The organism is Arcobacter thermotolerans (assembly GCF_983172305.1).
Window position 1 is genome coordinate 126,981 of record NZ_CFAFZJ010000002.1, and the last position, 15,362, is coordinate 142,342.

General features: G+C 25.9%; 11 protein-coding genes. 3 read left to right on the plus strand and 8 right to left on the minus strand.

The window, feature by feature from the left end; all coding sequences use genetic code 11:
* Nucleotides 1-50: 50 nt before the first annotated feature.
* Nucleotides 51-1,481, minus strand: coding sequence for a tyrosine-type recombinase/integrase (locus AC5LG6_RS02305; protein WP_498585584.1), 1,431 nt, complete (start codon nucleotides 1,479-1,481; stop codon nucleotides 51-53).
* 153 nt (nucleotides 1,482-1,634) lie between these two features.
* Here AC5LG6_RS02305 and AC5LG6_RS02310 point away from each other — a divergent pair, with 153 nt between their 5' ends.
* On the plus strand, nucleotides 1,635-4,160 hold the full coding sequence (locus AC5LG6_RS02310) for a glycosyltransferase family 2 protein (protein ID WP_498585585.1): 2,526 nt from the start codon (nucleotides 1,635-1,637) through the stop codon (nucleotides 4,158-4,160).
* A gap of 36 nt (nucleotides 4,161-4,196) precedes the next feature.
* Here the strand turns inward: AC5LG6_RS02310 and AC5LG6_RS02315 are convergent, their stop codons facing one another.
* The 6 genes from AC5LG6_RS02315 to AC5LG6_RS02340 all read right to left on the minus strand — a co-directional run bounded on the left by AC5LG6_RS02315 (nucleotide 4,197) and on the right by AC5LG6_RS02340 (nucleotide 12,671).
* On the minus strand, nucleotides 4,197-6,386 hold the full coding sequence (locus AC5LG6_RS02315) for a sensor histidine kinase (protein ID WP_498585586.1): 2,190 nt from the start codon (nucleotides 6,384-6,386) through the stop codon (nucleotides 4,197-4,199).
* On the minus strand, nucleotides 6,376-7,338 hold the full coding sequence (locus AC5LG6_RS02320; RefSeq protein ID WP_498585587.1) for a substrate-binding domain-containing protein: 963 nt from the start codon (nucleotides 7,336-7,338) through the stop codon (nucleotides 6,376-6,378). Before AC5LG6_RS02320 ends, AC5LG6_RS02315 begins: the two co-directional genes overlap by 11 nt.
* A 77-nt stretch (nucleotides 7,339-7,415) precedes the next feature.
* Nucleotides 7,416-9,041 (minus strand): cation:proton antiporter domain-containing protein, encoded by a 1,626-nt coding sequence (locus AC5LG6_RS02325; RefSeq protein WP_260890407.1) that lies wholly within the window; start codon nucleotides 9,039-9,041, stop codon nucleotides 7,416-7,418.
* A 33-nt stretch (nucleotides 9,042-9,074) separates the two neighbouring features.
* On the minus strand, nucleotides 9,075-9,983 hold the full coding sequence (locus AC5LG6_RS02330; protein ID WP_498585588.1) for a class I SAM-dependent methyltransferase: 909 nt from the start codon (nucleotides 9,981-9,983) through the stop codon (nucleotides 9,075-9,077).
* A gap of 133 nt (nucleotides 9,984-10,116) precedes the next feature.
* Complete coding sequence (locus AC5LG6_RS02335; RefSeq protein WP_498585589.1) at nucleotides 10,117-11,280, minus strand: acyltransferase family protein; 1,164 nt, start codon at nucleotides 11,278-11,280, stop codon at nucleotides 10,117-10,119.
* Between the two features lie 221 nt (nucleotides 11,281-11,501).
* Complete coding sequence (locus tag AC5LG6_RS02340) at nucleotides 11,502-12,671, minus strand: pyridoxal phosphate-dependent aminotransferase (RefSeq protein ID WP_105913497.1); 1,170 nt, start codon at nucleotides 12,669-12,671, stop codon at nucleotides 11,502-11,504.
* A gap of 82 nt (nucleotides 12,672-12,753) precedes the next feature.
* Between AC5LG6_RS02340 and AC5LG6_RS02345 the strand changes: the two genes are divergently transcribed.
* Complete coding sequence (locus AC5LG6_RS02345) at nucleotides 12,754-13,347, plus strand: M48 family metallopeptidase (RefSeq protein ID WP_498585590.1); 594 nt, start codon at nucleotides 12,754-12,756, stop codon at nucleotides 13,345-13,347.
* Between the two features lies 1 nt (nucleotide 13,348).
* Here the strand turns inward: AC5LG6_RS02345 and AC5LG6_RS02350 are convergent, their stop codons facing one another.
* On the minus strand, nucleotides 13,349-13,789 hold the full coding sequence (locus tag AC5LG6_RS02350; RefSeq protein ID WP_498585591.1) for a DUF721 domain-containing protein: 441 nt from the start codon (nucleotides 13,787-13,789) through the stop codon (nucleotides 13,349-13,351).
* A 104-nt stretch (nucleotides 13,790-13,893) separates the two neighbouring features.
* Between AC5LG6_RS02350 and AC5LG6_RS02355 the strand changes: the two genes are divergently transcribed.
* Nucleotides 13,894-15,345: an L-aspartate oxidase gene (locus tag AC5LG6_RS02355; protein ID WP_498585592.1), complete on the plus strand. Its 1,452-nt coding sequence runs from the start codon at nucleotides 13,894-13,896 to the stop codon at nucleotides 15,343-15,345.
* Nucleotides 15,346-15,362: the final 17 nt, after the last annotated feature.

Here is a 15,362-nt window from a genome sequence, read left to right on the forward strand (position 1 = left end):
TGACTATTTTTATAAAAAGTGTCGAACATATATAAAAAATATAAAAAAAACTAGATTAAAAAATTTAATTTATTGATTTCACTTTGTAATATTTCTAATTTATATTTTCTTGTATACCTTGTTGTCATTCTATCTTTTTTAATAGGGGCATGTCCTACAAGTTCTTGTATTCTAATATAATCAACTTCTATTTGTTTTAATTCATCTTGAAATGTATGCCTAAAACTATGAAAAACCTTTTTTTTATTAAATCCTAGTTTGTTTTTAAATAATCCAAACTCTTTGCTCATTTTATCACTTTTTATTTTGAAAATATTTTTGTCTTTATTTTTAATAAACTTTAAAACTTCATTTAAAATATTTTTGTGAATAGGTACTTTTCTAATGCTATTTAGATTTTTTATAGTTTTACCATCTTCATCATTTATATCAAAATAATAAATTCCATTCTCTTCTTTAATATCTTTTTTTCTTAATTGACAAATTTCATTATTTCTTAGTCCACTATATAATGCAATTTTTATAATAACCTCATATTCATCATAATACTTGCTTTTTCTTTTTTGTGGTGTTAATTTTATCAAATCAATATTTTTAAAAATCAACTTTATATCTTCTATTGAAAAAGGCTCTCTCTCATTTTCTTCTTTTTCTCTTTCTGTTTGTGTTATCTCTATATCTCCACTAACATTAAAGCTTATATATTGTGATTTTTTACAATAATCAAGAAATAACTTAACCATCTTTAAATAATTATTAATAGTTCCTTTTCCAACCTTTTTCTCTTTATAGTAATCATTTTTAAATGTCATCATAAAAGGATATGTTAAATTGTGTACAAACTCTATCTCTTTTTCATTACAATAGTTTAAAAAATCATTTAAAATAACTCTAAAAGTATGTTCTCTTGAGTGATGCTTCTTGTCTTTTGTATTAAAAAAATCTTGTATTGCATCACTTATTTTAATTTTAATAATATTTTCTTTAGGGGCATTTAATATATTTTTAACTTCATTAAGTGCATTAATTTTTATTTGATACATTTGCTTTTGAAATTCTTTTCCTAAGTTTTGATCAACTCCATAACAAACAAGTTCTTCATCTTTTTTAGCTAAGAAACTAAAAGCATCATTCATCTCTTTTTCTATTAGATTTATATTATTGCTTTTTAAAAGTTCTCTAATTTGATTATTTAGTTCGTCTTGAGTCAAATAACTATTTCTTGCTATAATGTCATCAAAGCTAATTTTTTTAAATTCTTCTATTAATTCTAAAATTTCCTTATGTGTAAGCATTTTTATAGTTTCCTTTATTAAATTTAATTTTTTAGTTAAATATCTTGTAATTATTTTAGCATTGTTTATATTTTTAATTCTTAAACTTTTAATATACTCTTTTTTATTATTAAAATAAAATCTTAACTCTATTGGTAATGTACTTCTAAAATAATAAGTTTTATTTCTCTTAAAAATATTACTCATCTTTTATTTTTCCTTTTTAATTATGTTACAAAATCTTACAAAAAAGACATTCAAAACTATTAAAAGCCCCTTTATATAGACTTTTTAGTTGATTTATCTTTGTTCTATCAAAATAATGTTAATATTCGCATATTTTTTGTAGAAGGATTTTATTTGAGATATATTATCTTAGGGCTTATTATGGCTGGACTTTTTCAAGTCTTTTTTTGGTTATCAAGAGATAACCTAGTAACATTGAATGAAAACTCATTTGAAAAAATTGAATCATTGTCATATTCACCATTTGAAGGGTATGATAAAAATTTACTTTCAAGTGAACAGATTGCTTATGATGTAAATTTATTTGAAAATTTTACAAACAAACTTAGAACTTATGGAACTTTGGAAGCTTATAAAATACTTCAATCTAGTAAAGATTCAAACCTTCCTATTGATTTAGGACTTTGGATTAGTGGGGATTTAGAAGCAAACAATCTTGAAATCCAAAGAGCATTAGAAATTTTAAAAGAGTACCCAAATAGAGTTCAATCTGTAATAGTAGGAAACGAGGTTCTTTTAAGAAAAGAGCTAGAGCCTATTGAACTATATGCTTATATTGATTTTGTAAAAAATAATACAAAAAAACCTGTAACAACTGCAGAAACTTGGGATATATGGGAAAAAAATCCTGCTTTAGCTAGTCATGTTGATTTTTTAACTATTCACATTTTACCATATTGGGAAAAAGTGCCAATAGAAAGATACAACGAATTTATTATTGAAAAATATAGTGTTGTTGAAGAGCTTTTTCCAAATAGAAAAATAGTAATAGGTGAAACAGGATGGCCTAGCCACGGCTACAACAACAATAGTGCTGTTCCTAGTATAAAAAATCAAGCACAAGCCATAAGAGGTTTTGTTAATCTAGCTCATGAAAAAGGTTGGCACTACAATATAATTGAAGCATTAGATCAACCTTGGAAAGGTTATGATGAAGGAAATGTTGGGCAATACTGGGGAGTTTTTGATACAAATAGAGCTTTAAAATTCCAATTGGCTGGTGAAGTTGAGTTAAACCAATATTGGCTTTATCAGATGATTGCTGCAATTATTATTGGAGCATTTCTTACTCTTTTTGGATTAAAAAATCAAAGAGTAAATATAAGCCATGCCTTTGCTTATGCAATTGCTGCTCAAGGTATGGCTTTTGGTATTGTGATGGCTGCTATATATCCATTTGTAAACTATATGAACTTTGGAATGTGGATTATGTGGGGAATGGGAAGTTTTCTTATGATTCCACTTGTAATAATAACTTTAGCAAAAGCAAATGAGCTATTTAGAAGCTCTATTGGAGTTCAGCCTTCAAGATTAGTTCCTCTTGATTTAAAATCACAAAATGCACCTCTTGTATCTATTCATGTTCCAGCATACAAAGAGCAACCTCATGTTTTAGCTGAAACTTTGGAAAGTTTATCAAAACTAACATATCCAAACTATGAAGTTTTGGTTATTATAAACAACACTCCAGAAGATTTTTATAAAACTCCAATAAAAGAGCTTTGTGAAAAACTAGGGAGTAAGTTTAAATATCTTGATATTAAATGTACAGGGTTTAAAGCTGGAGCTTTAAATATGGCTCTTGATTATACAGATAAAGATGCACAAATTGTTGCTGTAATAGATGCTGATTACAAGGTTGAATCTCCTTGGCTTGTAGATTTAGTTCCTCTTTTTGATGATCCAAAAGTTGCAATTGTACAAGCTCCACAAGATCATAGAGATGGAGATGAAAGTATTATCAAAAAAGCTATGAATGCAGAATATGCAGGTTTCTTTGATATTGGAATGGTTGATAGAAATGAAGAGAATGCCATAGTTGTTCACGGAACAATGGTGATGGTAAGATTAAGTGCCATGATGGAAGTTGGTGGTTGGGGAACTGATACCATTGTTGAGGATAGTGAGTTAGGACTTAGACTATTTGAAGCTGGATATATTGCACACTATACAAATAGAAGATATGGTTTTGGACTACTTCCTGATACTGTTGAGGCATTTAAAACACAAAGACATAGATGGGCTTATGGGGCTATTCAAATTCTTAAAAAGCACTGGAGAGAGTTTAAACCTAGTTCAAAAAGATTAAGTCCGCCACAAAAAAATAAATTTGTTACAGGTTGGTTTTTCTGGTTAAGTGATGCCATGGGTCCAATTATGGCTGTTATGAATATTATTTGGGTTCCTGTAATTATCTTTGTAGGTGTTACAATTCCTACAATTCCACTTACTATTCCTATTATTACTGCATTTATAGTAAATATTTTACATACATTTATACTTTATAGAACAAAGGTAAAAGCTAGTTTTAAAGAGATACTATTAAGCTCAATTGCATCTATGAGTTTACAACTAATAATCTTCAAAGCCGTATTTGATGGATTTATAAAAGATGGATTACCATTTAAAAGAACAGAAAAAGGTGGAAAAGTTAAAAAAAGTGCAAACCCAATAAAATATGAGACAATTTTGGGAGTTTTACTTTTAACTGCATTTGTATCTTTAATATATACAAATAAATCTGGAATAACAGAGATTTATGTATTTGCTGCAACAATTTTTATCCAAACAATTCCATATTTAAGCGCAATTATTATGAGATGGTTGGAGCTTTACTCTTTAAAAAACCAAAAAGCTTAAGAGCTTTTTGGTTTAAAAACAACTCTAAATAAACTTCTAAGACTCAGATGTTTTAAATATGATTTTAAAACAAAGTCCTTTATATTTTTTTTGATTATGGATAAATTCTTCATTGTAAATCTCAATACTAGCTTTGTGTCTCTCTCTTACAATTTTATCAACTATCGGAAGCCCAAGTCCTGTTCCTTGAGATTTATGTTTTGTTGTAAAATATGGCTCAAAAACTCTAGATATAAGTGCTTCATCAATTCCTCCACCACTATCTAAAAACTTTAATTCGAGTCTATTTTCATCAACTTTTTTACTTTTAATAAATATAAACCTATCTTTCTCTTCAATAGTTTTTAAAATGTCTTTACTATTTGAAATAATATTTAAAAATGCTTCTGTTAGCTCATTTTTATTTCCAAAAATAGTTAAATCATCATTTAATTCTATGATTAGATTAATAAAATTATTGTTTAATGAAGCAGCTACAAGAGTTAAGCTATTATGCAAAACATCCTTAATACTAATATTTGTATAAGATTTATCACCTTTTATAAAATCTCTAAAATTATCTATTGTATTTGATAAATATTCTGTTTGCATAACTATAGATTTTGAAGCTTCATAAATATCATCTTTTTTAAGCATATCATATTCAGATTTTACTCTTAAAGAACTAGCAACAGTACTAATTAAACTTAAAGGTTGCCTCCATTGATGAGCTATATTTCCTATCATTTCACCCAAAGAAGCTAATTTTGATTGTTCTTGCAAAACTTTCAATGAACTAACATCTTTTATAATCATAAGTAAAGTCTCTTTATTTGGAAGTAAAGAGACACTAAAGTTTGTAAATACTCTTTTCTCTTTAAAGGCAAAAGTCTCTTCATGATTAGTTATAAAGCCTTCTTCTAGTATCTTTTTAATTATAATTTTATTTTTATCAATATCCTTATCAACCAACATTTCAAAAGCTGTTTTTTCAAGTAATTCATCTTTTGAATAACCTGTCATCTCTATAAATGAATTGTTAAAATTTAGAAGTTTTGTATTTAAATCTAAAATTGCAATTCCATCCTTAGAGTAGTTAAAAATCAACTCTAGCTCCTCTTTTTGTTGTAAAATCTCTTTTTGAATAAGTTCTTTTTGAGTAACATCTATTCCTATTAAAACAAGATAATCCATTGAGCCATCACTCTTATTTCTAACACTATTAGACCATTCAAATATCTTCTCTTCACCATCTTTTGAAATACAACTAGCCTTATAATATCTTTTCAAATTACCACTTTTTGCTTTTTCTATAATATTACCAACTGTTGCTTGTATATCTTTATGTAGAAATTTAAGCCAAAAAAATGGTTTATTTGAGATCTCTTCTTGTTTATAACCTATAAACTCTTGTCCAAATTTATTAATTTTAAACATTCTTCCAAAGCTATCTATTACAGCAATTATTACATTTGAATTATCAATTATATTTGAAATAAAATCTTTTTCTTTGATAATTTGTTTTTGTAAGTCTTTTATTGTGAAAATCATTTCATTCATTTTTTTTGATAAATCATTAAACTCTTTAACTCTATTGTTTTCAGGAACATTTTCTTTTGGAATACCGTAAATATCACTATTTTGTATAGTGTTTACTATATTTAAAATTGGTTTTAAAATTAAAGACTTAATTATTAAAAAAACTAAAATAACAATAAATAATGATAAAATAAATATCTCGAGAATACTTTTTTTAACTATCTCATTTAAATTATGTTTTAAATTTTTATCAGAAATGTATAATTCAAGTGTAGCAATTTTAATATCTGATTCATTTAATAAATCAACTTCAGTATAAGAAAATTTTTTAGATAATAGATTCATTTGATGAACACTATTTAGGTCAATATCTAAAATTTGGTCATTTTCTCTTATTTTCCCAATTTGTAAAAACTCTTTTGAAAATATTTTTCCGTAATTATAATCTTTTACAATTACTGCTAAAATATCACTATCTTGCATCTCATTTTCAATTAATTTTTTATACTCATTAATTGCATAAGAATCTATAAAATGTGGAAGAGCATATTTTAATTGAGTCAAAATAGATTTTGTTTTTAAATTAATCTCATTTACTAATCTTTGTTTAGTTTCAAAATAGCTGTAAATGGTGTAAAAAGATGAAATAGTTATTATTGTAATTAAAAATGGTAAAAGAAAAGAAAATAGTAAAGATCTATTTTTCATCAGATTTTATTCCTAAAACATTTAATTTGATTATCTTTAATTTATCATCAATATTTTCTTTTGAAATTGATAAAATTTCCATTTTTTGCTCCTTTTTAACCTCTTTATTATTAAAATAGTTATTTAAAGTTACAACTGCCTCTTGACCAATTATATATGGTTGTTGCATAGCAGAAGCAACCAAATCTCCATTTTGTATCATCTCTAAAAATTCTGGTTCTGCATCAAAACAAATAAGAGCTATTTCGTTTTGCTTATTTGCTTTTTTTATTGCATCCAAAGCACCTTTATATTTATCGGATCCTTGAAGCCAAATAGCTCGTAAATTTTTATTCTCATCTATTAATTTTTTTGAATAATTATAAGTCTCTTCATATGAGAAATCTACTTGTTGATACATTCCAGAAACTTTTATATTATCCTCTTCTAAAGCTTTAATAAATCCAATGGTTCTATCTTTTCCATTTAAACGTTTTTGAGGAATTGCTATTATTCCAACTGTTCCTTCCTTATTCCAAGATAAGCTCTTCATATATTTTGATAAGATTTTACCAAGTTCATAAGCACCTTTTTTATTATCTGAGGATATAAAAGATAGATAATTTTGACTATCTGAACCAATATCTGCAACAATAGTAGGAATTTTATTCATATTAGCAATTTCCAAAAGAGTTGAAGCAGTTGAAGAGTTTATTGGAGATATTATTAAACCATCAATTTTTAAAGATATTGCGGAAGCTAAATTTTCAAGTTCATTTTTCTTTAAATTATTTGAACTATAAATATGTATCTCATATCCAAGCTCATTTGATTTATCTTTTATACCTTTTGAGATAATTTGCCAAAATGGGATATTTATATCAGAAACAATGTAAGCTAATTTTTTATGCTGATTTGCAAATAAAGAAGACAAAAGCAATAAAAACAAAATTATAATTTTTGAAAATTTCATTCATTCCCCTAATAATGATTATATTAAAAAATATATTATCTAAATTTCATAAATTTTAAGTTTATTTTTAAATAAAATTAATCATATCTGTGAAGTCTTAAGTCACAACAGTGAGTTGCCTCTTCTACCAATAATCTCCCAATTTCAGCATGTGCGTGAACAAATTTTTTAATTTTTAAATCATTCAAAACATGTCTCTCTTCTAAAGATTCATATTTTAAAATAATATTTGCATCTGGACAATATTTTAATATGGCATCACAAATAAGTATTTTTTCATGTGTTTCATTAATAGTTATTATAATACTTGAACTATCTTCCACTTTTAAAGCTTCTAAAACTGATTTTTTATCTAAGTGACCAAAATATGCTTTATAACCCATTTTTGTTGCAACTTGAATTTGTCTAATATCATTTGAAACAATTACAAAAGGCATATTTCTATCTGATAAATCTCTAGCAACAACTCTTCCTAAAATTGAAAACCCACAAATAATAATATGATTAGTATCTTCAATAGGCTCTAAATTTTCTGATTGATAAATATCAGCTGAAATTAGATCTGATATTTTATATATATTGTTTAATAAAAATGGTGTTAAAATCATTGACATTACCGAAATCAAAACCAAAAAATTTGCAGTTTCAACAGGAACTACATTTTGACTTGCAGCAAGAGTTAAAATAGCAAAAGAGAACTCACCAACTTGACAAAGTGCAATTGCTGATTTTACAGATGTATTTTTATCTGATTTTCTCCTAATAATTAAAAATACAACCAATGCTTTTATTATCATTATTAATAAAAATAGACCTATTACAATATGAATATTATTTAAAAAGTATAAAATATCTATTTTTGTTCCAACTGTAAAGAAGAATGTTCCTAAAAGTAAATCTTTGAAATTTGAAATATCTGATTCAACTTTTATTCTAAATTTTGTATCAGCAATAATCATTCCAGCTAAAAAAGCACCCAAAGAGTATGTAAATCCTAAATATTCAGCCAATAAAGATGCACCAATAACTATTGAAAAAACAGCACCAATAAAGAGCTCTTCAAGCCTTGTATTTGATGAAAATTGAAGTAACCAATCTATTATTCTTTTTCCAAAAAAGAACATAAATATTGTAATAACAGCAGCTGATACAAAAGTATTCCAAATAACTTCCCCTATAGATAAATTGTCATTTGTTAAAAATGAAATTAAAAGTAAAATTGGAATAACTGCTAAATCTTGATAGATTAAAATAGCTGTTGTTCTTTCACCATAAGGAGTATAAATATCTTTTGAAGATTTTAAATAAGGTAAAACAATAGCTGTTGAAGATAGAGAAAATGCAAAAGCAATAATTATTGAAACTTCTATTGACAAATCAAAAATAAAGTGAGTAACAGCAAAAATAAGCAATGCACTAATATGAACTTGTAAAAAACCATTTAATAAAAGAATCTCTTTCATCTTTCTAATCTTGTCAAAACTTATTTCAAGACCTATTGTAAACATTAGAAAAACTATTCCAAATTCTGCTATTGCATCTAAAGATGCTATATTAGCACCTTTAAAATGAAATCCATAAGATATGATAATTCCAGTTAAAATATAACCTATAATTTGTGAAATACCTAATTTTTTTAAAATTATATTTAGGACAGTTGCTAGAAAAATTGCCATAAATAGTGTAAATAAGAAGTGTTCCATTGTGATTTCTTTCTTTAAAAATGTTGGATTATATCAATTTTTTTTTAAAAAAATTAGATTTTTAAGAGCTTTTTCTTCATTTTCTACTAAAAATTCATCTACATTTTCCAATTTTTCTAAAAACTCGAAATTTGGTGCTTCTTTCTTAAATATATCTATTAAAAAATTACTACTTAAAAATGGGTCATTTAAACAAGCTAAAACTACTCCACCTATAGGTAGTATAAAATCAAGTTTTTTGATAATCTTAATATAATCACTAGTAGCAACAAACGAGCCTTTTTGAAATGATGGCGGATCAATTATAACAATATCATAGGGTGACATTTTTTTGATTTTACCAAATGATTTTAAAATATTATATGGTAAAAATTTTACATTTTTTGTATCTAATTGATTTAGATGATGATTTATTCTTCCAGTAGATAAACTAGCTTTTGACATATCAATATTTACTACACTTGAGGCTTCGCCACTAATACAAACTACGCTAAAAGCACAAGTATATGAGAAAAGATTTAAAACATTTTTATCTTTGCAAATAGATTTTATATACTCTCTACCTTTTTTCATATCTAAAAATAAACCAATATTTCGATTTTTAAAATCTATTTTATATTTTAAGTTATTTTCGTACACAAAAAAATCTTCTACAATCTCTCCATAAATAACTTCATAAAAATCTTTTTCTTTATATTTTCTTTGAATAATAAAATTCTCAAAATCACTATTTTTTGAGATAATCTCTAAAATTCTTATAATCTTTTTTTCATCAAAACTCTCTTCAAAAAAAGTTGCAAAAAGTGTATTATCAAAACTATCAACAGTCAAATATGAAAAATTATCATAAAAGTTCCCACGACCATGAAAAACTCTTTTTACTTCATTTGTTTTATTTTCTAAATTTTTTTCTATAATATTTTTTAAATCTTCTATAATCATTTAACCTCTATATTTAATATTTTAAAAATATTATTGAAATTTGTATTTTTTATTTTTATTATACTAAGAATTATATGTTTTATAATTTTCAAAAAGTAAAAAGTAAGCTATAAAGCTTACTTTTTATATATTTTTATTTAGTAATTTTATCTACAAAATTACTAACAGGAGTTACTAATCTTTGAAGAAGCATACTAACTAAAATAAATGCAACCAACCAAGCAATTACAGCAGCCCAAGCTGGAAGATATACAAAGAAAATATCATATTTTGCCATAAGTGGCCAGTGAATTAAGTAAACTTCATAAGAGTAAACTCCATACATAGTTAAAAACTTGCTATCTACTTTTTTAAGTATAAAAATCACTGTAAATGCTAGCATTATTACTATTGACATTAGTTGTTCTACAAAAAAACCTTGTCCTAAAATAGCAGTTAAAGCAGGCCATGAACCAGCACCTGTTCTTTGTGATACATAAAACACAATAACAAACATAATAGCTATAACGATATATTTCATATCTTTTGAGTTATCTCTGAAATCTTTAATATATTCTATAAATCTATTTTTCTCACCCTCTTTTATTTGTAAAAGCCAAGCTAAAATAATACCCATAGAAAAAGCAACTGTATGAAGTCTATGAAGCCAGTTACTTCCCAAATCAAAGATATTGAAAGTTCCAATAATTGTAGCTATAACTGCTAAAATAATTGCACTTAACCATGGTTTATCTTTAAAAAATACCAATGGATATAAAAGATAAAACATAATCATCCATGTAATATACCAAAACGGAGAGTTTACATCACCAAAACCATCTGCTGTTGGGAAAAATCCTAACATAGATTTTATAATATATCCTACAGAATAAGTTTTATCCATAAACAGAGCATCTGCGATAAACATAATAATTAAAGCAATCCAAAATGGAATAAAGATTTTTATAACTCTTTTTTTATAAAAATCAACTGCCTTCATTGGTCTTTTAAGCATTCCAACTGTAAGACCAAATCCTGACATAAATAAGAATAAATCAACTCCAACTCCAGCAATTATAGAAAGTGGAAACAAAAAATCAGCATTTGTAACTTTCATATATGCAAAGTGAGCAAAAACAACCGTCAAAATTCCAAGACCTTTTAGCTCATTTGTAACAGATACTGGAAAAACATCACTATGTGTTGATTGTTTTAAAGTAGTAAACAAAACCAATATTGCAAAAGCAATAACTACAAAAGTGGATAACTGAAGAGTAGTAAATGATGCAACATCATTTGCAAGTGTAATAGGACCCATCATTTTATAAATTCCCCCTAATAAATTTTAAATTAACAAAAGATTTTAATACCTTTTTTAAAATTGTGCTGATTTTATCTAATCTTAAATTAATAAAAAGTTAATAAAACCACTTTAAAATGAAAAAATTAGTGAAATGATTATTTTAAAAAATATTTTTTAAGTTTTTTCGCTTAGTTTTTTATTAATACTAAGCGAAATTTTTTATATTTAAAAGTTTTTTATCTGTTTTCTACAAACTCTTTGATTCTATTTATTCCATCTTCTATAGCTTTCATACTTGTAGCAAAAGATAATCTAACATATCCTTCCATTCCAAAAGCAAGACCAGGAACAAGTGCAACTCCTTTGCTCTCTAGTAAATCAGCACAAAATTTCATAGAGTCATTTGAGTATTTTTTTATATTTATAAATAGATAAAAAGCACCATCTGGATCATAACAAGATAGCTTAGAAATATTATTTATAGCTTTAACAGCATAATCTTTTCTTTTTTCAAACTCAACTCTCATCATCTCAATATCTTTATTGGCTTCACCTTCTAAAGCTACAATTGCTGCATATTGAGTCATAGAATTTACATTTGATGTAACTTGCCCTTGAAGTTTTGACATAGCTTTTGCAAGTGCACTGTTTGGACATGCAACATAACCAAATCTCCAACCAGTCATCGCAACAGATTTGCTCAAACCATTTATTGTAACTGTTCTATTATACATATCTTCACTAACTTCAGCAGTTGCAGTGAATTTTTTACCTTTATAAATTAGTTTTTCATACATTTCATCTGATAAAACTACAATATCTGTACCTTTTAAAACTTCACCAATAGCTAATAACTCATCTCTTGAGTAAATTGACCCTGTTGGATTTGAAGGAGAGTTTAACATTAAAATTTTTGTTTTTGGTGTAATTTTCTCTTTTAATTGTTTTGCAGTAATTTTGAATTCTGTACTCTCATCTGTTTCTATAAATACAGGAACTCCTCCACTATAAACAACTAATTCTGGATAAGTAACCCAATATGGACTAGGAATTATAACTTCATCACCTTCATCAATTAGTGCTTGAGCTAGATTAAATAAAGAGTGTTTAGCTCCATTACTTATTACAATTTTATCCAATGTATAATCTAAATTGTGGTCTTTCTTTAACTTATTAATAATTGCTTGTTTAGTTTCTTTAATACCCTCAACTGCTGTATATTTAGTTTTTCCTTCATTTATTGCTTTAATAGCTGCATCTTTTACAACTTGTGGCGTATCAAAATCAGGTTCACCTGCACTAAAACTTAGGATATCTTTACCAGCAGCTTTTAATTCGTTTGCTAAAGCTGTTATAGATAAAGTAAGTGAAGGAGCTAATTTCTCCATTCTATTTGCAATTTTCATAATAGTTTTCCTCAATTAAATTATCATTACACTTATGGTATAATCGGGCGGATTTTATCTAAAATTTACTTAAAGGTTTTTTTTGAATTTTGAAATTAATTTGAATAATAGTGTAATAAGTGTTGAATTACATAATAAAAAGCATATAAAACATTGCTATTTAAGAATTTTAAGAAAAGATTTATTGCAAATAAAAGCAAATAGATATTTTACAATTTATGATGCAAAAGATTTAATAGATAGAAAAAAAGATTGGATATTAGAAAATATAAAAAGAGTAGAAAGTAAAACTTTAGAAGATGGTTATTTTTTATATTTAGGAGAAAAAAAGCTTTTAACTGATTTTGCTATAAAAAATCTTGATAGTTTTTATAAAAAAGAGATAGATGGTTTTATCTCTACTTTTATTGAAAAATATTCAAATTTAATGCAACTATTTCCAACAAAAATTTCATATAGAAAAAACAAAAGAACTTGGGGTTCTTGCAACTATAAAAATGAGCTAAATTTTAATATATTGCTTATGAAATTTCCACTTTATATTATGGAATATATTGTTATTCACGAACTAGCTCATATAAAGCATAAAAACCATTCAAAAAAATTTTGGGAATTAGTAGAAAAGTACTCTCCAAACTATAAAGAGATAGAAAAAATATTTAAAACTCTCCTATAATTTAGATATTACCTTGATTAGTAGAATTTTTTATAATCTCTCTTATACTTTCAAATTTTTTAAATATTTTTTCATCTTTTGCCCTATTTTCAAAAATTCCAACACTTTTTTCTATATATTTTTTATCTATATTTTCAATGTTTTTGTTGATTAAATTATCTACACTATTTGATACAAAAAAAACAAAATTTGTAACATCTTTTATATCTGCCATTTTTAAAAGAGCTTTTAGTGTATCTTTGTTATGTTCAAACTCAACTTTGAAAAGTTGGTGTGTTAGAACAAAATGCATGGTTTGATTTTTAATATATACAAACTTTATGCCACTTTTTAATTTTAAAGGTAGTATATTTACAAATCTTTTTATCTCTAAAAAGATATTTAATTTATCATAAGAGGGATTATTTGTAATATGATTAAGAATTTCATTAATATTTTTCATGCTTTTATTATAGCAGGAGTTTTATTTAGTTTTAGTGGTTGCGGTTTTAAAGCTAATCCAGTTTACAAACCAAACGACAAACAACAAGAAAAAACACAACAACAATGATATATGATTATATTATAGTTGGAGCTGGAATAGCAGGGCTTAATGCTGCTAGACTTCTACCAAAGAATAAAAGAGTTTTAATTTTATGCAAAATGTCAACATGGAATTCAAATACTTTTTGGGCTCAAGGTGGAATTGCAAGTGCTGTTGATAAAAGCGACATACCAACTCACATAAAAGATACTCTAGATGCAGGTGCTAATTATAACAATCTTGAAGCAGTTGAACTTTTAAGTTCTGAATCAATTCCTACAATAAAAGAGATTATAGAAGCTGGTATGATTTTTGATAAAAATGTAGATGGAAACTTAGCATATACAAAAGAAGCAGCACATAGTAGAAATAGAATATTACACGCTCAAGGTGATGCCACAGGAAGAGAGATTCATCTATTTTTACTTGAACATTGTCCTCACGAAATAGTAACTCAAGCTGTAATTTGTGATTTATTAATACAAGATGATGTTTGCTATGGAGTTCAATATTTTACTAGTGAACATGAACAAAAAGTAGCTTTTGCACACAATACAATTATAGCAAGCGGTGGAGTTGGTTCTTTATACAAATATCACACAAATTCAACTGCAAATGCTGGTGAAATTCAAGGAATTATTGCTGAAAAAAATATATCTTTAAAAGATATGGAAATGACACAATTTCATCCAACAGTTTTAAAAGGAACATCATTTGCTAGAAAACCACTTTTAAGTGAAGCATTAAGAGGAGAAGGTGCATTTATTGTCGATGAAAACAATAAAAGATTTCTATTTGATTATCATCCTAGTGGTGAGTTAGCTCCTAGAGATATTGTAAGTCGTGCAATTTTTGACTACAACAAAAAAACAGGTTTGGGTATATTTTTATCTTTTAAAAATTTTGAGAAAAAAGCCTTTAAACAAAGATTTCCAAATATTTATGAAAATATAAAAGATTTGGGATACGAACTTCCATTTGAAAATGTTCCAATAAGCCCTGCTTTTCACTACTGTATGGGTGGAATAGAAGTTTCTTTAAATGGATTAGTTAAAAATTTTAAAAATCTTTATGCTATTGGTGAAGTTGCTTGTAATGGTGTTCATGGAGCAAATAGACTTGCTTCAAATTCACTTTTAGAAGGTCTTGTTTTTTCAAGAATTGCAGCTAATAAATCTTTAGAAGTTGGTTTTAAAATAGATAAACAAAACTATAAAAAAGAGATAAAAGAGTACATAAGAAACAAAGAGATTGATAAAGATATAAAAGATGATTTAAGAAGAACTATGTGGGAAAGTGCAGGAATTGTAAGAACAAAAAAAGAGTTAAAAGATGCTTTAAACAAAATAGAGAGTTATTTATTACTTGATGTTGGAAGATTATTATATCTTAGACTTTTAACAGCAAAAACTATACTAAAAGCAAGTCTAAAAAGAGAAAAATCTTTAGGTGCTCATTTTATAAAAGAAGATTAAAAAGAGTTTTTAGATAA